19 protein-coding genes are annotated in these 19806 nt (G+C 59.9%); 2 read left to right on the top strand and 17 right to left on the bottom strand.

What is annotated here, in order from left to right:
* Positions 1 to 9: 9 nt before the first annotated feature.
* The 14 genes from AB4Y71_RS09980 to AB4Y71_RS09915 form a co-directional block, all read right to left on the bottom strand.
* Positions 10 to 2793: a DEAD/DEAH box helicase gene (locus AB4Y71_RS09980; RefSeq protein ID WP_441720100.1), complete on the bottom strand. Its 2784-nt coding sequence runs from the start codon at positions 2791 to 2793 to the stop codon at positions 10 to 12.
* A gap of 28 nt (positions 2794 to 2821) precedes the next feature.
* Positions 2822 to 3691 carry a twin-arginine translocase subunit TatC gene (tatC, locus tag AB4Y71_RS09975; protein WP_441720097.1) on the bottom strand — a complete coding sequence of 290 codons (870 nt, stop codon included), beginning with the start codon at positions 3689 to 3691 and terminating at the stop codon, positions 2822 to 2824.
* A gap of 9 nt (positions 3692 to 3700) precedes the next feature.
* Complete coding sequence (tatA, locus tag AB4Y71_RS09970) at positions 3701 to 3916, bottom strand: Sec-independent protein translocase subunit TatA (RefSeq protein ID WP_060701596.1); 216 nt, start codon at positions 3914 to 3916, stop codon at positions 3701 to 3703.
* A 32-nt stretch (positions 3917 to 3948) separates the two neighbouring features.
* Positions 3949 to 4308, bottom strand: a complete 360-nt coding sequence (locus AB4Y71_RS09965; RefSeq protein ID WP_134780146.1) for a hypothetical protein — start codon at positions 4306 to 4308, stop codon at positions 3949 to 3951.
* A gap of 3 nt (positions 4309 to 4311) precedes the next feature.
* The gene (locus tag AB4Y71_RS09960; protein ID WP_441720093.1) at positions 4312 to 6315 is read right to left on the bottom strand and encodes a helix-turn-helix transcriptional regulator; all 2004 of its coding nucleotides are present in this window, start codon (positions 6313 to 6315) and stop codon (positions 4312 to 4314) included.
* A 93-nt stretch (positions 6316 to 6408) separates the two neighbouring features.
* Positions 6409 to 6804: an FKBP-type peptidyl-prolyl cis-trans isomerase gene (locus AB4Y71_RS09955; protein WP_013348985.1), complete on the bottom strand. Its 396-nt coding sequence runs from the start codon at positions 6802 to 6804 to the stop codon at positions 6409 to 6411.
* 16 nt (positions 6805 to 6820) lie between these two features.
* A complete protein-coding gene (locus AB4Y71_RS09950; protein WP_441720090.1) occupies positions 6821 to 7756 on the bottom strand; it encodes an FKBP-type peptidyl-prolyl cis-trans isomerase in 936 nt (311 codons plus the stop codon).
* Positions 7757 to 7874: 118 nt separating this feature from the next.
* The gene (gene pafA / locus AB4Y71_RS09945) at positions 7875 to 9251 is read right to left on the bottom strand and encodes a Pup--protein ligase (RefSeq protein WP_134780149.1); all 1377 of its coding nucleotides are present in this window, start codon (positions 9249 to 9251) and stop codon (positions 7875 to 7877) included.
* Positions 9252 to 9329: 78 nt separating this feature from the next.
* Entirely contained in the window at positions 9330 to 9515 is a 186-nt protein-coding gene (locus AB4Y71_RS09940) for a ubiquitin-like protein Pup (protein ID WP_013348982.1), read from the bottom strand.
* A gap of 66 nt (positions 9516 to 9581) precedes the next feature.
* Positions 9582 to 11201: a depupylase/deamidase Dop gene (gene dop / locus AB4Y71_RS09935; protein WP_441720088.1), complete on the bottom strand. Its 1620-nt coding sequence runs from the start codon at positions 11199 to 11201 to the stop codon at positions 9582 to 9584.
* Entirely contained in the window at positions 11198 to 12835 is a 1638-nt protein-coding gene (gene arc, locus AB4Y71_RS09930; protein ID WP_441720589.1) for a proteasome ATPase, read from the bottom strand. Before arc ends, dop begins: the two co-directional genes overlap by 4 nt.
* Before the next feature lie 220 nt (positions 12836 to 13055).
* Positions 13056 to 14117: a tRNA (adenine-N1)-methyltransferase gene (locus tag AB4Y71_RS09925; RefSeq protein WP_102597648.1), complete on the bottom strand. Its 1062-nt coding sequence runs from the start codon at positions 14115 to 14117 to the stop codon at positions 13056 to 13058.
* A 42-nt stretch (positions 14118 to 14159) separates the two neighbouring features.
* On the bottom strand, positions 14160 to 15287 hold the full coding sequence (locus AB4Y71_RS09920; RefSeq protein WP_441720085.1) for a site-2 protease family protein: 1128 nt from the start codon (positions 15285 to 15287) through the stop codon (positions 14160 to 14162).
* Complete coding sequence (locus AB4Y71_RS09915) at positions 15284 to 15997, bottom strand: HAD family hydrolase (RefSeq protein WP_013348977.1); 714 nt, start codon at positions 15995 to 15997, stop codon at positions 15284 to 15286. Before AB4Y71_RS09915 ends, AB4Y71_RS09920 begins: the two co-directional genes overlap by 4 nt.
* A gap of 84 nt (positions 15998 to 16081) precedes the next feature.
* Between AB4Y71_RS09915 and AB4Y71_RS09910 the strand changes: the two genes are divergently transcribed.
* Positions 16082 to 16990 carry a proteasome assembly chaperone family protein gene (locus AB4Y71_RS09910; RefSeq protein WP_134780156.1) on the top strand — a complete coding sequence of 303 codons (909 nt, stop codon included), beginning with the start codon at positions 16082 to 16084 and terminating at the stop codon, positions 16988 to 16990.
* 33 nt (positions 16991 to 17023) lie between these two features.
* Here AB4Y71_RS09910 and mshC read toward each other — a convergent pair whose 3' ends face one another.
* The 3 genes from mshC to AB4Y71_RS09895 form a co-directional block, all read right to left on the bottom strand.
* Complete coding sequence (mshC, locus tag AB4Y71_RS09905) at positions 17024 to 18286, bottom strand: cysteine--1-D-myo-inosityl 2-amino-2-deoxy-alpha-D-glucopyranoside ligase (protein ID WP_441720082.1); 1263 nt, start codon at positions 18284 to 18286, stop codon at positions 17024 to 17026.
* A 127-nt stretch (positions 18287 to 18413) separates the two neighbouring features.
* Positions 18414 to 19238: an undecaprenyl-diphosphate phosphatase gene (locus AB4Y71_RS09900; protein WP_441720081.1), complete on the bottom strand. Its 825-nt coding sequence runs from the start codon at positions 19236 to 19238 to the stop codon at positions 18414 to 18416.
* Between the two features lie 78 nt (positions 19239 to 19316).
* Positions 19317 to 19526 (bottom strand): hypothetical protein, encoded by a 210-nt coding sequence (locus AB4Y71_RS09895; protein ID WP_013348973.1) that lies wholly within the window; start codon positions 19524 to 19526, stop codon positions 19317 to 19319.
* A 44-nt stretch (positions 19527 to 19570) separates the two neighbouring features.
* On the opposite strand from AB4Y71_RS09895, the gene AB4Y71_RS09890 reads away from it, so the two are divergent.
* Positions 19571 to 19804 carry a DUF5703 family protein gene (locus AB4Y71_RS09890; RefSeq protein WP_013348972.1) on the top strand — a complete coding sequence of 78 codons (234 nt, stop codon included), beginning with the start codon at positions 19571 to 19573 and terminating at the stop codon, positions 19802 to 19804.
* Positions 19805 to 19806: the final 2 nt, after the last annotated feature.

Here is a 19806-nt window from a genome sequence, read left to right as displayed (position 1 = left end):
TGCTGCTGGTTAGTCCAGCACGTTCGAGTACGCGACGACCCCGCGCTTGATCTGGTCAACAGCCTTGTAGGCGTTGCGAACCAGCAAGGGCGGAAGGTCAGTATTCTTGGCAAACTGATCCAGCGTATCGATAACCTGCTTGGCCCAGCGCACAAAGTCGCCGGGTGCCAGGTCGGTACCGCGCAGTGCGCTGTTCAAGCTCGAGCCGCGGGCCCACTTGTACATTGGCCAGATCAGCCCGGATTCTGGTGGAGCAGTCGGATCCAGGTTCAAGGCTTCTTCGGCATCCGACAGTTCGCCCCAGATCTTGATCGTGCTGTTCCAGATCTCATCAATCTTGCTCGTCGGCATCTTCGGATCGGCGCGGTCCCCATCACGCCGGGCTTGGTAGACGAGGCTGGCGACCACTGCGCACAGCTCTTCGGCGTTCAGCGCGGTCAGCTTTCCGGTTTCCAGGATCTGGCTGGTGAGCAGATCGCGGTCGCCGTAAATGCGGCGCAAGCGGCGGCCCGAGCCGGTCAGCTCGAAGTCTTCACCATCGGTGGCAGGCACCAGGTATTCGAACTGCTCGAGCACCTTGCAGACCTTGTCGAACTGGGTGGCAATCGTATTGGTCCGTCCACGGATGGCACGTCGAGCCTTTTCCGTGTCTTTCTTCAGCTTCCAATACCGGTCCGCCCAGCGCATATGCTGGTCTTTCTCCGAACATGCGTGGCAAGGGTGATCCTTGAGTTCAAGGCGTATCTCGTTGATTTCGCGCTCGAAAGAGTCAGTGCCCTCAAAGTCGAAGCTCTGGGCATCTTGGCGCGGCGGACGAGACTCGTAGATCGCATTGCGCAAGGACGAGGCAAGGTCACGGCGTTCCTTGGGAGCACGTCCGGTGAAGCCCTTGGGGACCTTGATACGCGAAACGATCTGCACCGGACCATTGAGGTCATCGGTGGAGATCCGCCGCAGCTGGGCTTCCTCGGTGAGCACGGTGTGGCGAGGGTTGTACATCGCCTTATCCAGCTCCACAATTACGGCCCGCCCAAAGCGGCGGCCTCCTGGCAGATCCACGACATCACCGCGGATTAACGATTGCAAGGATTGCTCGGCCGCCGAACGGCGTTGATTGCGGCGGTCCTTGGCGGCGTTCTTTTCCACTTGCGCCAGGTTGCGCTGGAGCTTGAGGTACTCGGTGAAATCACCGAGATGGCATTCCATCGACTTTGCGTATCCGGCCAGGGATTCTTCCTTGGATCGAACCTGGCGGGCCATGCCCACCACGGAGCGGTCAGCCTGGTACTGGGCAAAGGAGGACTCGAGAATTTGGCGTGTCTGCTCGCGCCCAAACTGCGCCAGCAAGTTGGTCGACATGTTGTAGGTCGGACGGAAAGAAGAATTCAGCGGGTAGGTGCGCTTTGAGGCCAGGCCTGCCAACGCTTCCGGTTCCAGATCCGGATTCCACACAACAATTGAGTGGCCTTCCACGTCAATGCCTCGGCGCCCGGCACGCCCGGTGAGCTGGGTGTACTCCCCCGAAGAAATCTGGACATGCGATTCGCCATTGAATTTGACCAGTTTTTCCAACACGACCGAACGTGCTGGCATGTTCACGCCCAGTGCCAGGGTTTCGGTGGCGAAGACGACCTTGATCAGGTTGCGGGCAAAGAGGTCTTCGACGATCTCCTTGAAGATCGGCAGCAGGCCGGCATGGTGTGAGGCGAAACCTCGAACCAGACCATCGCGCCACGACCAGAATTCGAGCACGTCCAGGTCTTCACTGGGGATTCTGAAGGCAACCTCATCCAGCGCCTGGGCAATTTCTGCTGCTTCTTCATTGGTGGTCAGACGCAGGTCGGCCATGGCGCACTGCTGTACCGCCATATCGCAGCCCTTGCGGGAGAAAATGAAGAATATGGCTGGCAGCAGACCCGCGCGGTCGAGCTTTCCGATAACCGATGGCCGGTTGATGCGATGGCCCATGCCAGCGCTGCGTTGAGGACCGCGTCCGCCGCGCCCGCGGCCACGCTGGACCCGTCCGCCAGAGTTGTGGGTGCGCACGAGCTTGCGCAGTTCGGGGTTGACCGATGCCTTGGAAACGTCTTCTGCCACCTTGTCGAAGGCGACGTCTTCAGCGAAGAGATCCACGACGTTCGGCCCCACCATTACGTGCTGGAACAGCGGTACCGGACGATGCTCGGAAACGATGATGTCGGTTTGACCGCGCACGGTGTCCAGCCAGCCGCCGAATTCCTCGGCGTTGGAGACGGTGGCGGAGAGGGAAATGATCTGCACGTTGGAGGGCAGATGGATGATGACTTCTTCCCAGACGGCACCGCGGAATTTATCGGCGAGGTAATGGACCTCATCCATGATCACGTAGCCGAGCCCATCCAGAGTCTGGGAGTCGGCGTACAGCATATTTCGCAGTACTTCGGTAGTCATCACGACGATCTGGGCTTCGGAGTTGATCGACGTGTCACCGGTGAGCAGCCCGACCTTCTGGGCGGCATGGCGATTGACCAGTTCCGAATACTTCTGGTTGCTCAGTGCCTTGATCGGCGTGGTGTAGAAAGCTTTGCGGTTTTCGCGCAGCGCCTGGTAGATGGCGTACTCGCCAACTACGGTCTTGCCGGCGCCGGTAGGAGCGGCAACCAGCACGCTATGCCCTTCGGCGACTTTCTGGCAAGCTTCGGCTTGGAATGGATCCAAGTCGAAAGAGAGGCTTGCGCGGAAGTCTGGAAGTGCAGTGCCGTTTTCGACCTGCTGTGCCTTGGAATTCGCGTAGCGTTCCGCGGGTGAAGTCACTTGTGGTCGTTCACTTTCTCGCCCTGTGTCAGAGCTGGGATTTTGGTTCGTCAATCGTGCTCGGAGCGTCGATGTCTGTTGCAACGCCGCCTGCTGCCAGGCGCTCATTTTCAGCTTCCTGGGCTGCCAGCTTCTTTGCGCGCTTCTTGTCGTTGAAGTGGCAGATCAAGGTGGCTGCGGCGAAGGTCAGGAACAGTGGTCCGGCCAGCGCGAACATCGTGATCGCGTCGCCGCCTGGTGCTGCCATCGCGGCAACCAAAGCGATGAGGAAGACGGTAATGCGCCAATTATTCAAGATGAGCTTGGCCGGCAGGATGCCGACCAAGTTCAGGCCAACCATCAAAACCGGAACCAGCATCGCCAGCCCGAAGGCAAGCAGCAGCCGGATGATAAATGGCAGGTACTCGGAAATGTTCAGCAGGTTATCTGAATTCTCCGGCGACAGGCTGATGAAGAATTCCAGTGCGAAAGGCAAGACGAAGTAAGCCATCGCGACTCCGCCAAGGAACAGCGGTACGGCGGCAGTAACGAAGCTGTAGCTCATACGGCGTTCGTTCTTCTTGAGCCCTGGAACGATAAATGCCCACAGCTGATAGAGCCACACCGGAGAGGAAACGATCAGGCCGACGAATAGCGCCACCTTGATCATGATGTCGAAGGGAGACATCACCGCGGTGAATACTACGGATCCGCCTGCCGCTTTCACGGGCGCGATCAGCAAGGCAAGCAGCCAGTCATAGACGAAGAAGCCGGCAATCGTACCCAAGGTCAGCGCAATGAGCGACTTGAATAAACGGTTGCGTGCTTCGATCAGATGCTCTTTAAGAGCCATCCGGCCTTCTGCGTCCTTGACCCGCTTCTTCTTGCTGCGAGGGGTCTTGTCTTTATTTGTTGCCACTGAAGAGGTCTACGAGTTGTTCTTTTCGTTGGGGTTCTGTTCGTTGACGGTGCCGTCAACGGTTTCCGATTTAGGATCGTCGTCCTTCATCTGGCGAACCTCGGACTTGAAAATGCGCAACGACTGGCCCATCGAGCGAGCCAAACCTGGAAGCTTTGGAGCGCCGAAAAGCAGAAGTGCAAGTACGATAATGATGACCAAATGCCATCCCTGTAAGCCACCCATGTGGATTCCCTTCTCTCTGTATAAAGTCTACGTCAGAACAGCCGTAGGTCGCGCATGTTCTGAGCTTGGCCGCGCTCTGCGCGACGTGTGACGCGACGTACCCGACGCGCCTCAATTCTTTCGGCTTTTCCCTGATCGCGAAGCATTTTGATCTCTTCCGGATCTGCATGCGTAGCATCGGTCCCGTGGGGGTAGCGCCGTGGATTCGGTGCGTACTGGACAACGGTGCCTTCTTGGCTCAAACCGGCGCTGATGTGATCAGCGGCATCGCCAAGGCCCTCAACTACTGCCATGCCCCGCTTGAACAAGCGGAAGCCGGCAAGGGCCGCTACGAGTACCGTCGCCAAAACGAGTACAGTCCACAAAAGTACCCAGAACCACCAAGGAAGCATCTATTAATCCTCATACAATCGGATAGCCTCGTCCAACCAGTTCACTACGTGTTCGCGCGTAGCGTCAGGAGAGACCACTGTCAGTTTACCGCTATGGCGAGCCACCAGCGGCGCAGCTACTTGGTGATCGGAGAAACGGACGTTGGCCAAATAGCCCGCCCCGACCTTTCCCGCAGACCAGGAAAGCGGGTGGAAAGCTTCAATAACTGGCAAGAATTCCGCGTCAACATGCACCATGACCTCAAGATCATCAGCGCTCGACTCGTATCGAATCTGCACATCTTGCTGGTCTTCATGCCGCACTGCCAGCGCGAATTGTTCACCTGCATTTTCCACGCTTAACATCCGGTCCACCCGGAAAGTTAACAAGCTCTCACGTTTCCGGCACCACGCACGCAGATACTGAACCGCACCATCTTCAATGAGCCGGATCGGTTCCACATCGCGTTCTTGGTGGGTCCGCGAACTGGCCGAGTAGTAATCAATGCGAACCACTTCCTGGGCGCGGATCGCCTGGATCAGCTGCTGCGGAATGTCGTTTTCACGCGCCTTGGACAAGGCGAATCCCAGCGCACCGTTCCACCCGTCAAAGCGTGCTACTGCGGAATTGACCTTGGCCAAAGCGGCGTTGAGTACCTGCTGGTGCTCGAATTCAGGAATACTGGCAAGGGCGTTGAGGCCGCCGAGGATGGCTACGGCCTCCAGTGGGGCGAGCTTTTGCGGCTCGGCCAGCAGCGCCGCGTTGGAAATCGTGACGGTATCGGATTCCACGTCGCCATCGTTGACGTTAATCAGCTCATCGTGCTGGCCGTACGGAACACCGCACATCATGATCATGGCCAGCTCTTCGCGGACCTTGGCCACGGTCATCGAATAGCGTTGTGCCAGTTCTTCAACTTCTACGATCCCGTGGGCATGCACGTACTGGATCATGTCGATATTTCGCATGACCTGAGTCGTTGTGGTTCCACGACCGGTAGCTCGGTGAGGTCGGAATTTGGTATCGGCGTAGGAATCCTTCGTGCTCTGTTCAAGCTGCGCGGTGCGCGCGTCGCCAAGGATCTGGCGCACCTGGTTGACCAGTTCGCCAGGGTCCAGCACTTTAACCGCTGGACCATAACCGGCTAATTGCTGGGCAAAGGAATGCGGATCCGAGTAGCCGATCTGCAGCTCATCCTGGTCGCTGCGTCCATTCACGGCCTGGGCGCGCAAAGGGATGGCTTCTTCGCCAAGGAGCTTGACCGTGACCACTAAGCCTGGATTTTGCAGATCGAAGTCCTGCAAGACCTTGGTCATGTCGAAATCTCCAGGGCGGGAACGGTACGACGGATCCGAAGCCCCGGAGCCATGGCGGTAGTTGACGAACTTTCCCTGCACACGGGAGAGCCGGAAGACGCGGGTGTCCTGGCGCGTGTGATCATAGCCGGTAAAGTACCAGTTGCCGTAGCGCTGCCCGATCCCCCACACGTCCACGATCCGCTGGCTCGGTGCTCCATTGGAGGACCTGTAGTCGAACTTCAGCGTGTTGTGGTTGAACACTGCCAGTGCGCACTCGCGGAAGTTTGGTTCATCCAGGGACAGGCGCGGGACCAGCGAGCCAGCCAGGGATGCCACCGGTGAGGTATCGCCTTCGTGGCCGGTCACTCGTGCTGCGGCGTTGAGCCCCAAGGACTGCAGCTTGGTGTCCTTCCACAGGCTTGCAGCCAAGGCCACCAGACCAGCTTCGGCAGGACTGAATTCCACCGGAGGCAGGAACCAGTCGGTGGTGTCGATGCTGTAGTAGGTGACATCATCGATCACTTCTTTGTTCAGCTGCAGGCCAAAGTCATTGCGGATGTCGTCTTTAAGACGATCCAACGCTTTTTCACGTGTCTCTTTGGAACCTTCTGGCGCCAAATATGATCCGATGCGCTTAGCGTTGAACTTCCGAGAAGTCGTTGCCAGCGCATAAATCAGGCTGGTCAAGCGTTCTGCTTTGCTGGGTCCCGAGGATTGCTTTGTGCTCACGTGCCTACACTAACCAACTTTTGGCTATAAGGATGACTTTTAAGACAGCAATGGCCCCGATTATTTATCGGGGCCATTTGCCAGCACTAAGTATTACTTGGTGCCCATCAGGTCTACAACGAAGATCAGTGCTTCGTTAGGGGCGATGGCACCTGGGGCGCCACGTTCGCCGTAGGCCAGGTGCGATGGGATATCCAGGCGACGGCGTCCGCCGACCTTCATGCCCAACAGGCCCTGGTCCCAACCCTGGATGACCATTCCGACGCCCACTGGGAAGTCGAGGGTCTGTCCGCGGCCCCAGGAAGAGTCGAACTCTTCACCAGTGGACCAGGCAACACCGACGTAGTGTGCCTCAACGGTGGTGCCGGGAGTGACCTCAGCGCCGGTTCCTTCGACCAGGTCGGTGATGACCAGTTCTTCAGGAGCGTCGGTGCCTGGGAAATCGATCTCTGGCTTGGTGCGGTCGTAGTTGCGTTCTCCGAACGACATAGTCACGGCCTTTCTGTTACTTGCTTTCGCTTACCTTGTCTAATTCTACGTAGAAGACCAGTGGTCCTGCAGGACGTCCCTGGGCTTCGGCAGTTTCACCGTAGGCCAGGTCGGTAGGAATAGTCAGCAAGACCTTGCTGCCTTCCTTCAGACCCTGGAAGCCCTGCAGCCAGCCTTCGATGACTCCGCCAGCCATATCGGCTTCGAAGCCTTCCTTGCTGCCGAAGTTGCCGTCGAACTTCTTGCCGTCTTCCCAACGCACGCCGTGGTAGTGGGCAGTGACCTTGGAAGTTGCGCCAACCGCTGGGCCATCTCCTTCTTCAAGGACGTCCACTGCCAGGCCTGCTGGAGCTTCGGTGTCCTTCGGGATGGTGATCTTCGGTTCGCCCTTGCCGGTCTTCACGGTTGGGAGCTTGCCCTCGTCCTTGAGCTTCTGGACCTCTTCCTTGCCCAGTGCCTTGCTCGGGCTCTTGGAATCGGCAATATTGATCACGATCAACCGTTCGGCACGCGAACCTTCTGCTGGTTCGGATACGCTGCCATCAGCCTGCTGGACGCCTTCGATAGCCGCGTAGGCGATCCAGTCGCCGATCTGGGACTTGAGCAGGGTTTCGTACAGCTCAGGCATCTGCTCCTTGAGCGTTGCGTCCACCTTCATGGGGGCTGGTTCTGCAGTGAAGTTTTCGTTGGTCAGCAGGCCGTCGATGGTCTTGTACAGGCCCGACTGGATCTGGATGGTGTCGCCTTCCTTGATGTCGGCGCCTTCCCCCTCGACCACGGTGACGGCTTCTGCCTTCTCAGTCAGCAGCGGAGCCTCAAAGGTGACCTCCGGTGCGGTCTTGTTATCTGCTGCTGGCTTGACGTCAATGTCGCTCAGGGATGACGAACCCGAACCGCAGGACGCCAGAGCAAGGATGGACGCGGTGGCGCATACTGCCAAAACTTTTCGCACGAATCTTCTTTCCGATTGGACTAGCTGGTAATGCATTGCCGCCGCTGATGGAAACCGCGGGCAATGTTCTGCGTCCAGCTTAGAGGTTTTTGCTGTGTAAATACTTGTTTTCAGCTAGCTATAGCTGCTGTCCCATGAGTTCGATGAGCTCGTCGACCTGTGCATTAACCGTTGCAAACGGGTCCTTGCACAGCACAATGCCGCCCGGACCGTCCTCATACTTCATGTGCACCCAATCGGCGCTGTAGCGTCGGCCATTGGCCCTGGCCGCACGAATGAATTTACTGCGCACCGCCGCGCGTGTCGTGGCCGGCGGATTATTTACCGCGTCCAGGATCTGCGCGTCCGAGACCACGGAGGTAGCCAGCCCGCGGCGCTTGAGCAGGTGGAACAAACCGCGCTGCGGGTCGATATCGTGGTAGGTCAGGTTCAGCTGTGCCAGTCGAGGAGCTGAGAGTTCCAGGGAGTTCTTCTGTGCATAGCCCATCAGCAGCTTGTGCTTGATCGCCCAGTCGATGTCCTTGTCGATCAGGGAGAAGTTCTGGGTTTCCACCGCGTTCAGCGTGCGTTCCCACAGTTCCAAGACCGTATCGACCTGATCATGGTGCGCGCCATGTCGGGCAATGAATTCCTTAACCGATTCAAACAGGATCCATTGGATCTGCAAGGCCGTCGGCTCGTCGCCACCCATCAGCCGCACTACGCTCTGGCCGGTGAAATCATGGGAGATCTGGCGGATGGAGCGAATTGGGTTTTCCAGCCGCAGATCATGGTAGATCTCGCCGGATTCGATCAATCGCAGTACCAGGTCAGTGGCGCCGATCTTGAGCAGTTGGGTGGTCTCGCTCATGGTCGAGTCCCCCACGATCACGTGCAGCCGGCGGTGGTATTCGGCATCAGCATGCGGCTCATCGCGGGTATTGATGATCGGACGTGAACGCGTAGTCGCTGAGGAAACGCCTTCCCACATGTGATCGGCACGCTGGGAGAACGCGTAGTTGACCTGCCCCTGGTCGTCAGTGACCAGATGCCCGGCACCGCACAAGATCTGGCGGGTGACCAAGAATGGGATGAGCATGTCAGCTAGGCGCTTGAACTCGATCTTGCGCGGAATCAGATAATTCTCGTGGCAGCCATAGGAATTGCCGGCCGAGTCCACGTTGTTCTTGAACATGTAGATCCGGCCTTCATGGCCTTCTTCTGCCAGCTGGTCTTCGGCCTGGTCGACCAGGTCGAGCATGTACACCTCGCCGGCGCGGTCATGGGCAATCAGCTGTTCGAGCTGGTCGCATTCCGCGGTGGCGTACTCCGGGTGCGATCCCACGTCCAGGTACAGGCGTGAACCGTTCTCCAAGAACACGTTCGAGCTGCGTCCCCAGCTGACCACGGGCTTGAACAGGTGCCGTGCGGCATCTTCCGGGGTCAAACGGCGCCCATCGGACGGGACATAGTTCAGTCCGAACTCGGTTTCCAGTCCGAAAATTCTGCGATCCACGCGTAGCTACTTCCCCTCAACTGCGGTTCTGCGCCTTTGAGGCAGAACTCGACTTTCAATGCTTTCAGCCCGTTGGGCTTACTGGCCGCCCTTTTGCACGAAACCGCGAACGAACTCTTCAGCGTTGGATTCCAGCACCGAGTCGATTTCATCGAGCAGATCATCGACGCCAGCGGACTGGCCGGTGGTGTTCACCTGGACCTGTTCTGCTTCGGTCTGCTGGTTCTGGGTGTTGCGGCGAGCCGAGAAGCTTTCCTGAGTCATCGTTTTCTCCTAAGAAGTAGTGCGTCCCGGAATTACGCACCAGGACTCATGCCTATTCTGCGCCGATTAGCGACGCCTTGCCAATTCGTCGATAAATTCCGCAATCTCCAGCTGCGCCTCGAAGAGCTCGCCAATCTGGTTCCGGGTTCCGCGCAGCGGTTCTGGCATGTGGAACCGGCTGATTTTGCGAGCCCCGGGAACGGCAAAGGACAGTGCGTCCCAGTTCGCCGCCACCACGAAGGGCGCGTAGCGCTGCAGGGTCATGCCGCGCAGGTAGGCGCGGGTATCCTCCGGCGGATTGGCCACCGCCTGGTTGATCTGTTCCTGGCTGAACAGGCTCTGGATCGCTCCGCGTTCCGCCATCCGGTAGTACAGGCCCTTATCGGTGCGCAGGTCAGCCCATTGCAGGTCCATCATGGCCACGCGCGGATCAGCAAGCGAAAGCTGGTGGCGCGCGGTGAAGGAAGTAATCAGCTTGTATTTGGCGATCCAGTCGACCTGGTCCGCTGCTTCCATCGGATCACGCTCGAGCATATCCAGAATCTCGACCCAGCGGCTGAGGATCTCGGTGGTATCTGGATCATCGATGCCACGATCTGCACAATAGTTTTCTGCCGCCTGCAGGTAATGGCGCTGGATTTCGATGGCGCTCAGCTGAACTCCGCCACGCAACCGGACCTTGGTCTTCAAGGTCGGGTCGTGGCTGATTTGCTGCAGTGCAACAACCGGCTCTTCCAGTTCCAAACGCGGAGCCATCCCCGCCTCAATCAGGCTGAGCACCAAATTGGTGGTGCCCACCCGCAACAGCGTGGAGATCTGGCCCAGGTTCGCATCCCCGATGATCACGTGCAACCGGCGGTACTTATCCCAATTGGCATGCGGTTCATCGCGGGTGTTGATGATCGGGCGGTTCACCGTGGTTTCCAGGCCCACTTCAGCTTCGAAGAAGTCTGCGCGCTGGGAAATCTGGAAGGAGGCACGCTCATTGAGCATCCCCTGGCCCACGCGGCCGGCCCCGCAGAAGATCTGCCGGCTGGCGAAGAACGGGGTCAGCCCGCTGGCAATCGAGGAGAACTCGACATCGCGGGGCATCAGGTAATTCTCATGCGACCCGTAGGAGACCGACTTGTTATCGGTGTTGTTCTTGTACAGCAGCAGCTCGCCGCTGCCCAGGCGCTGCGCGGTGGCAGCTGCCCGGCGCATCACCTCATCGCCGGCCTGGTCCCAAAGCACCGCATCGCGCGGAGTCATCGATTCGGGGCTGGAATACTCGGGGTGGGCGTGGTCCACGTACAGGCGCGCGCCATTGCCCAGCACCATATTCATCACTACATCGGTGGAATCCTTCTCCTGGTAGAGCGTGGATCCCACATGCGCGTCATTGTCATCCAAGGCAATGGACTCGGCGGTCCAGATGCCTTCCTCGTCCTCCAGCCCCGGTTCAACATCGGTCAGCTGGCTGGGGTGGGCTTGGTCGCGATCCATGGCAAAGCCGCGGGCATCTTGCAAAGGAGACTCGTCGGTGTAGTCCCAGCGGGCGGCCTTGGCGGCCGAGTCCTGCTCGGCAACCAGCTGAGCGTAGGCATCGACAATCTGCGCCGAAAGCACCGTGGAATTGGCCTTCGGCATGCTTGGGCGGATAATTCCGTATTCGGTTTCCAGACCGACTAGCCGACGCGCGCTCATTTGCTGGCCTGCTGGTTGACCAGGGAACGGATATTGCTGATGCGTTCGCCCTTGCGTCCGGAAATACGGGCCCAGTCATCCGGGTTGGTGGTGTTGGGCATATCTTCGTGTTCGGCGAATTCTTCGCGTACCGCACGCAGCAGGTACTCCATCTTCAGGCCGCGCTGCTGCTCGGTGATCAGTGCCTTGATGGCATGCTTCTTGGCCCGGTCCACGATGTTGTGGATAACCGCGCCTGAGGCGAAGTCCTTGAAATAGAGCACTTCGGTGGCCCCGGTGATGTAGGTGACTTCCAGGAACTCGTTGATTTTCTCGGTGGAGTACATCGCCTGCACGGTCCCGCGGATCATGCGTTCAATGGTGGCACGGGCATCTTCGCCGTCCGCGGCCAGCTCCTCGGGGTGCAGCGGCAGATCGGTGGTCAGGTACTTGCTGAAGATCTCTGCTGCGCCTTCGGCATCGGGGCGGCGGATCTTGATCTTCACATCCAGGCGTCCTGGGCGCAGGATCGCCGGATCGATCATGTCTTCGCGGTTGGAGGCGCCAATGACAATGACGTTGTCCAGGCGCTCCACGCCATCGATTTCAGCCAGCAGCTGCGGAACGATGGTGGTTTCCACATCCGAAGAGACACCGGTGCCGCGGGTGCGGAACAATGCTTCCATTTCGTCGAAGAACACCACGACCGGGTCCCCGTGCAAGGCCTTTTCGCGGGCGCGAGCAAAGATCAGCCGGATATGGCGTTCGGTTTCACCGACGTACTTGTCCAACAGCTCCGGGCCCTTGATGTTCAGGAAGTAGCTGCGGTTATTGGTACCTTCCTTGCGTTCGACCACGCGCTGGGCCAAGGAGTGTGCCACGGCCTTGGCGATAAGTGTCTTGCCGCAACCTGGAGGGCCGTAGAGCAAGATGCCCTTGGGCGCGCTCAACCCGTGTTCGCGGTAGAGCTCTGGGTGGGTGAAGGGCAGCTCCACCGAATCCTTGATGGCTTCGATCTGGGAGTTCAGCCCGCCGATGTCCGAATACGCGATATCCGGGACTTCTTCGAGCACCAGGGACTGCATGTCGGTCAGCTGCACGCGGGATACGGCCATACCGGTGCGCCCGTCGATGCTCAGCTGGTCGCCGACGCGCAGGTGCATCTCGCGCAACGGTCCGGCCAGCTCGATGACCCGCTGGTCATCGGCGCGGGCCATGACTACCGCGTGGTGGTTTTCCAGCACTTCCTTGACGGTGACCAGTTCACCGGTTTCTTCGAAGCCCAAGGCTGCGACGATGACCAGTGCTTCATTGAGCAGCACCTGCTGGCCGATGACCAGCTTGTCGAAGTCCAGCAACGGGCTGAGCGAAACGCGCATTTTGCGTCCCGAATAGATCACGTCCAGCGACTGGGCGCCGGTGGATTCAATGCCCATCCCCGGTTCAGGGTGCTTACGCAGGTGTTTGGCCACGATGGTGCCGTGGCTGAAGGGGGTATCGCCGTCTTTTTCCAGCGCGGACTTCAGGTTGATGATCTGTTCGCGAGTGGTCTCAAGCAGCGCGACCAGGCGCTGGTTGTTCCCGCTGATCCCGGCCAGTTGCTTGTCGAGGTTGCGATTCTTGTCGCGTAGCACGTTGACCTGACGTTCGGTCATCTGCAGCCGCTGGGCTAATTCCTCTGCCTCGCGATTTTCGTTCACGTTCCAACCTCCAACATCCAACGTCACCGAGAGCGGTTTTTGCTCCGATGAGGTTTTTTGCGGTGCGTGGCGCACCGGCTTACTTCCATCCTAGGAACTGCAGGCCCCGAGCGCAGAACACCCGGGGCCTGATGTCATATATTGAGACACAAAATTCCCAATACCATGGTCCCGTTTAGGCTTCGGCTCCAGCGTCTTCGGTGCCTTCTTCGCCGGCGCGCACCCGTACCGACTGGTTTGCATCGCGGGCGGCGCGGCGCAGCTTCTTATCCGACAGGCCGCGTTCGCCCAGGGCTTCGGCGGTCCACTCCTCTTCGGAGTGATCGCGGGTCCAGGCGCTCAAATCCTCATCCGAGTAGGAGTGCTCCTTGATGCGCTTGGCCTTGGGGATGCCATCGGCCGAGTCCGCCAGGCGGCGGCAGGTGATCAGGAACGCGGTGTGTGCGACCATGCGGTGATCCGGTCGGACTGCCAAGCCGTCCACATGCCAGCCACGCACCAGAGTTTCGAAGCATTCAGGTTCGGTGAACTGGCCCGAGGCGCGAATCGCTTCGACCACGCGGGACATCTGGGTGACCGAGGAAACGTAGTTGGTCCAAACCCCGCCCGGAGCCAGCACGGTAGCTACCGCATCCAGGCATTCCCATGGGCTGAGCATATCGAGCACCACGCGGTCGATGCTGCCCGGTTCTTCGAGCTCAACGACCCGGTCCTGGAAGTCTCCGATGGAGATCTTCCACGATGGGTGCTCGCCGCCGAATACCGTCGAGATGTTTCCGCGGGCAATATCAGCGAATTCTTCGCGGCGTTCAAAGGAGTGCAGGAAACCTTCATCGCCGACCGCGCGCAGCAGCGAGATGGACAGCGCACCGGAGCCAACGCCGGCTTCCACGACGCGAGCGCCGGGGAAGATGTCGCCGAACTGCACGATCTGCGCGGCGTCCTTCGGGTAAACCACGGTCGCACCACGTGGCATGGAGAGCACGAAGTCCTTGGCCAGCGGGCGTAGGGCCTGGTAACGGACGCCGTCGTTATTTTCGATGACCGAACCTTCAGGCAGGCCGATGATCTCCTCGTGCGGCAGCACGCCCTTGTGGGTGTGGAACTCTCCCCCGCGCTGCAAGGTGATGGTGTTGATCCGGCGCTTCTCGTCGGTCAGCTGCACGCGGTCCCCTACACGGAATGGGCCGCGGCGGGCTGCCGCTCCGTGGGGTGCCTGGCTCTTAGCTTCGCTCACTGATGTGATCCTTTTCTTGGTGCTTTGAAGTCTGTTTAAAGTTTACTTGCGGCGGCCGGTGACGGCCTTGATGATCTCGCGCTGGTGCAGCAGGCCCACTATGTGGCCGCTGGCGCTGATTACCGCGTATTCGGCGCTTTCAACGCTGGCCAAGTAGTCGATCAGCGCACGGCCATCTGATTCCTCGGCCACAATGGCGCCTTGACCCAAGGCCCGGGAGACGGCCAAGGCCGGCACGTTGCCGCCCTGGCGTGGATCCACCTTGGCTAAGGCCTGAGCATCGATCACGCCTACCGGCATGCCCTTGGGATCAACCAGGATGATTTCTCCCCCGCGGGCGGCCTTGCGGCTGAGCACGTCGGAAACCATCGCATGGGAGACCATGGCCGAGGCCGGGCTCATCAGATCCGAGGCGATCACGGTAGGCAGGTTCAGCATCATCTTGGAGTGACCGATCAGCTGCGTGGTGGCCTGCCACATGAACATCGCCACCATGATGCCGACCACCACGGTGATGATCTGCGGCTGCTGCCCGCGCAAGAATGGCAGCAGCACGAAGTAGAAGACGATCCCTACGGCAATGACCCGGCCAACCCAGCACGAGGCGATGGTGCCCTTGAATTGCGAGCCGGTCGCCTTCCAGACGATCGACTCCACCAGGCGCCCGCCATCCAGCGGCAGCCCGGGCAGTGCGTTGAAGGCGCCGAGCAGCAGGTTTGCGTAGACGAAGAAGTCCAGCAGCAGGTTCGGGTAGACGCCAAGCTGGATGTTCTCCATGACCAGCCAACCCAGGCCGGCTAGGACGAAGTTGGATAGCGGACCGGACAGGGCCACCCAGAGCGAGGCGCCGGGCTTGGCTTTGAAGGAACCGAACTGGGTGTGCCCGCCCATGAGCGTGAGCACGATGTGCGCATCAGGCCATTTGAAGGCGCGCGCGGTCATCGCGTGCGCCACCTCGTGGATCAGCACTGCCACGGCTATGGCCACCGCACAGGACAGGCCCATCAGGTAGGCGTTCAGCGGAGGGATGACTCCCCCGCGCGCCAGCTGCATGCCAACGCTGAAGGTGATCACCGCGGTGATGATGAACCACGAGCTGGACAGGTAGACCGGAACTCCGCCGATACGCCCCAGCTTGATTCCCGGGGACTTTTCTTGAGTGTCGCTCACGCGCTAACCTGCACCAACCATCGAGTCATTTCCTGCACATCTACGGATTCCAAGCTGTCGATCCGGCGCCAATTGCCCGCTCCGGGATCGGTGGCATTGGGAATCAGCACCGCATGCAATCCGGCCGCCGAGGCCGAAGCGATGCCGGGCACCGAATCCTCAAAACCGATGCACTTGGCCGGTACCAGGTCCCGGCCGGTGTATTCGCTGAGCAGTTCCAGGCCGGCCAGGTAAGGTTCAGGGTGCGGCTTGCCCTGCTCGACTTCTTCGCCGGTGACGCTGGCTTGGAAGGTGCCGGCAGGGATGTTGAGCATCAGTTCATCGACGATGCTGCGCTCGGACATGGTCACCAAGGCCTGGGGAATGCCAGCTTCCTTGCAGGCGGCCAGCAGTTCCCTCGCTCCCGGGCGCCACGGAATTTCGCGGCGGATGCCTGCGACAACCTGCGCGGAGAGCCAGTCGATGATTTCTCGGATTTCCAGCTTCACGCCGGCTTGCTGCAGGGCGCGGGCGCCATCTGGCAGGGCGTTGCCGACCAGTGCCAGTCCCTGTTCATGGCTCCAGGTTCCGCCGTGGGATCTCACCAGCTGGTCTTCGGCGGCAAGCCAATAGGGCTCGGTATCGATCAGCGTTCCATCCATATCCCACAGGACAGCGTGTGGGACGGGGCTCTCGCTTCCGGCGTCAAAGTCAAAACTGGTGCTTGGCATGAGTCCATTCTAGATGGAAGAGTGGGGCTAAGCCGCTTCGGCTAGCCACGCCGATGAGCTCCAGTGCTGCTAAGGAGTCTTGAAATGAACGAGGAATACCACGCCCCGACGCTGAACAGCTATATCGCCAAGACCCAGCATGAGATCCGTCCCACCATCGTCTTGGCTGCCTTCGAGGGGTGGAATGATGCCGGCTCGGCGGCCACTGATGCGGTCCGCCTGCTGCTGGAATCCAATGCCTATGAGCATGTGGCGACCGTGGGCGAAGACGACTTCTACGACTACCAGTTCACCCGGCCCACGACACGGCGCACCGAAACCGGGCGGGAAGTGCAGTGGCCGCGCACCGAGATCTACAAGATCCTCTTGCCCAACGCGGCAGCTGACCTATTGGTGGTGCTCGGGGTGGAACCGACGTTCAAGTGGCAGGCTTTCTGCTCGCGGATCATCAGGGAAGCCCAAACCCATAACGCCCATGCGGTGATCACCTTGGGCGCCTTGCTGGCCGATGTACCGCATACCCGCCCGGTACCGACCTCGCTGGCCAGCGATGATCCGCGCCTCCAAGCGCATCTGAAGATCAGCGCCTCGACCTATGAGGGACCCACGGGCATCCCTTCGGTGCTCGGCGTGCAGTTTGAGCAGTACGGGATTCCCAGCCTCTCGCTCTGGGCGCAGCTCTCCCACTATGTGGCCCAGTCCCCCAGCCCGCGGGTGCAATTAGCCATCATCGAGCTGCTCGAGGAGATCATCCCGGTCTCGGTGCCCGACCAGAAGCTGCGCGAAGACGCATTGGCTTGGAAGCACGGTGTCGATGAGCTGGCGGCAGCGGACCCGGACGTGGCCAAGTACGTTGCGCAGCTGGAGCAGGCTACGGATACCAGTGAGCTGCCCGAAGCCAGCGGCGAGTCCATCGCCCGCGAGTTCGAGCGCTACCTGCGCCGTCGCGGCAAGTACCGCAAAGACGGCTCAGGGTCCGACTTCGATATCTGAAGCCGAACCCCGTGAACACTTTTTGCCAGATGCTTAGAGCTTGAGCCCCAGCAGTGCGTTGATGCCATCGCGCAGCGCCGCAGTGCCTTCGCCCTGCGAGCTGGCAGGCTGCGCTGCCCACTGGTCAATGGCCTTCAGCGCCGAAGGCGCATCCAGGTCATTGGCCATGTGCTCGCGGATGCCTGCAATTACCTGCTGGGCGTCTTGCATGCTGGCAGATTCCAATGCCTTGCGCCAGGTGGCTACCCGCTGCTGTGCGCCGGCAAGCAGCTCGTCGGTCCAGAACCAGTCGGTGCGGTAGTGCTGGGAGAGCAGTACGGCGCGGATGGCCACCGGCTCCACCCCGGTCGCGCGCAGCTTGGAGACCAGCACCAGGTTGCCCAGCGACTTGCTCATCTTTTCGCCGTCCAGGCCCACCATGCCGGTATGCACGTAGGTTTGGGCCAGTTCGGCATGATCGCCGGCAGCGGCGTGCGCGGCGGAGAATTCGTGGTGCGGGAAGATCAGGTCAGAGCCGCCGCCTTGGACGGTGAACGGGGCCGGCAGGGTCTTGCGGGCAATGACCGAACATTCGATGTGCCAGCCGGGACGGCCTTCACCGAGCTTGCCGCCATCCCATGACGGTTCGCCTTCACGCGCGGCACGCCACAACAGCGGATCCAACGCGTCGCGCTTGCCGGCGCGCTGTGGATCTCCGCCGCGTTCAGCGAAGAAGCGGAGCATGGTTTCGCGGTCGTAGTTCGAGACGCTGCCCAGCTTCCAGGCATCGTTCTGCGCGGCCATGGTATCGAAGTACACATCGCCTTCCACCCCGTCGGCACCTGCTGGAACCACGTAGGCCAGATCCGCTTCGAGCAGCTGCTCGACAACCGGGACCAGCCAATGGATGGATTCCACGGCACCGATGTAGTTCTGCGGCGGGATGACGTTCAGTGCTTCCATGTCATCGCGGAAGAGCTGGATCTGGGACTCGGCCAGCTCGCGCCAGTCCACGTCGGTGGCCTCGGCGCGTTCCAGCAGCGGGTCATCGACATCGGTGATGTTCTGGGTGTAGGCCACCGAGCGTCCGGCATCGCGCCAGGTGCGCTGCACCAAGTCGAAGGTGACGTAGGTGGCGGCGTGGCCCATATGGGTGGCGTCATACGGGGTGATGCCGCAGACGTACATGCTTGCCGGGGCGGCAGCTTGGTCCGCTGGCGCGGTTACCTGCTGGGTTCCGGTGGCGGTATTGAAAAGTTCCAGTGTTGGTGCCGAACCAGCCACCTGAGGTACCTCAGGGTTTTTCCACGCGTGCACTTATGAACATCCTTTCGCAGATGCGACGTATTACTTCCCTTAACTCCAAGTGAAGCAGGGCTGGGTTTATTCCCTTTAACCAGAAGATGTCCGTGAAGTGTTCCACGGACATCTTGGAAGCTTGCTTTTAGGCTGCCACCCAGCCCAAGCCCAGTGCGACGAATAGCGCCAGACCCAGCAGGATGCGGTACCAAACGAAAAAGCTGTAGGAGTGGTTGGAAACGAACTTCAGGAACCAGCCCACGATCAGGAAGCCGACAACGAAGGCCACGGCGGTAGCCACACCGGTCTGCGCCAGGGTGTACACCCCTGGTTCGTCGAAGGACTTCACCAGCTTGTACAGGCCCGAGGCGTAGACTGCGGGGATTGCCAGCAAGAAGGAATAGCGGGCCGCTGCTTCACGGGTGTAGCCCATGAGCAAGCCTGCGGTGATGGTGCCACCGGAACGGGAGACGCCCGGGATCAGTGCCATGGCCTGGGCCAGGCCGTAGAAGATGCCGTGCTTGACGGTCAGCTTGTCCAAGGTGCGCTGCTGCTTGCCGTAGTGGTCGGCTATGGCCAGGATCAGGCCGAAGACCACCAGTGTGGTCGCTACGATCCACAGCGAACGGAAGTTCGTATCGATGTAGTCCTCCAGCAGCAGGCCCAGCACCGCGATGGGGATGGAGCCGATGATGATCAGCCAACCCATTTTGGCGTCGGGGTCCGAATGCGGGATCTTGCCGACCAATGCCTTGCACCATGCGCCGATGATCCGCACGATGTCACGCCAGAAGAAGACGATCACTGCGGTTTCGGTACCCAGCTGGGTAATGGCGGTAAATGCCGCGCCGGGGTCTTGGGCGTTGGGCAGGAGTTCGCCAACGATTCGCAAGTGGGCTGAGGACGAGATCGGGAGGAACTCGGTCAGGCCTTGGATCAATCCCAGGAAAGCTGCTTCAAACCAATTCACCCCTCGACATTACTTCACCCTAGGCGACTATCGGGACTCAGAAACACGGAATCTGCAAAATTCACTCCGTGGTCGTACTCACTCGTCATCCGAGGGTATGGTGAAAGGCAAAAGCTCGGAATACTGATCGTAGAGGGCATCTTCATAGTCTTCGAAGGCATCAGCCAGCGCACCAAAAGCTGCATCGATGGATGCTTCACCAGCCCCGCGGCTCTGCGACACAATTGCAAGATGCTGCTCAAGGCGGGCAATAAGGGCTTGCAGTGCAAAACTCGGTTCAGTACTCATAGCTTGAGGCTACAACGCACCGCGTTCTTTAGATAGGGGGCAAGATGCTCGAAGAAAGAATTAAGCCAGCCCTGCATCATGAAGATGACCAGCGCTTCGAATATCTGGTCATCACGTCCTTCCCCGGCGAGCCCAAGCACCTGGCTCGCGCCGCCTTGCGCGAGCATGCTGATAATGGCAAATGGGAGCTGATGCGCACCTGCCGCTACGAAGGCGGCGCCTACAAGTACTGGTTGCGCCGCAGGGTGATGCGAATCCGCAGCACCCTGGGCACCTGAGC

The sequence above is a fragment of the Glutamicibacter sp. MCAF14 genome (genome assembly GCF_052114325.1).
In the GTDB taxonomy this organism is placed as follows: Bacteria; Actinomycetota; Actinomycetes; order Actinomycetales; family Micrococcaceae; genus Glutamicibacter; species Glutamicibacter arilaitensis.
Note: the sequence above shows the minus strand (reverse complement) of the source record. Positions and strands in the feature narration are given on the sequence as shown.

Bases quoted from the DNA above. Each gene is read 5' to 3' on its own strand.
- tatA (WP_060701596.1), bottom strand. From the start codon at position 3,916: ATGGGTGGCTTACAGGGATGGCATTTGGTCATCATTATCGTACTTGCA.
- AB4Y71_RS09965 (WP_134780146.1), bottom strand. From the start codon at position 4,308: ATGCTTCCTTGGTGGTTCTGGGTACTTTTGTGGACTGTACTCGTTTTG.
- AB4Y71_RS09955 (WP_013348985.1), bottom strand. From the start codon at position 6,804: ATGTCGTTCGGAGAACGCAACTACGACCGCACCAAGCCAGAGATCGAT.
- AB4Y71_RS09940 (WP_013348982.1), bottom strand. From the start codon at position 9,515: ATGACTCAGGAAAGCTTCTCGGCTCGCCGCAACACCCAGAACCAGCAG.
- dop (WP_441720088.1), bottom strand. From the start codon at position 11,201: ATGAGCGCGCGTCGGCTAGTCGGTCTGGAAACCGAATACGGAATTATC.
- arc (WP_441720589.1), bottom strand. From the start codon at position 12,835: ATGACCGAACGTCAGGTCAACGTGCTACGCGACAAGAATCGCAACCTC.
- AB4Y71_RS09915 (WP_013348977.1), bottom strand. From the start codon at position 15,997: ATGCCAAGCACCAGTTTTGACTTTGACGCCGGAAGCGAGAGCCCCGTC.
- AB4Y71_RS09910 (WP_134780156.1), top strand. From the start codon at position 16,082: ATGAACGAGGAATACCACGCCCCGACGCTGAACAGCTATATCGCCAAG.
- AB4Y71_RS09895 (WP_013348973.1), bottom strand. From the start codon at position 19,526: ATGAGTACTGAACCGAGTTTTGCACTGCAAGCCCTTATTGCCCGCCTT.
- AB4Y71_RS09890 (WP_013348972.1), top strand. From the start codon at position 19,571: ATGCTCGAAGAAAGAATTAAGCCAGCCCTGCATCATGAAGATGACCAG.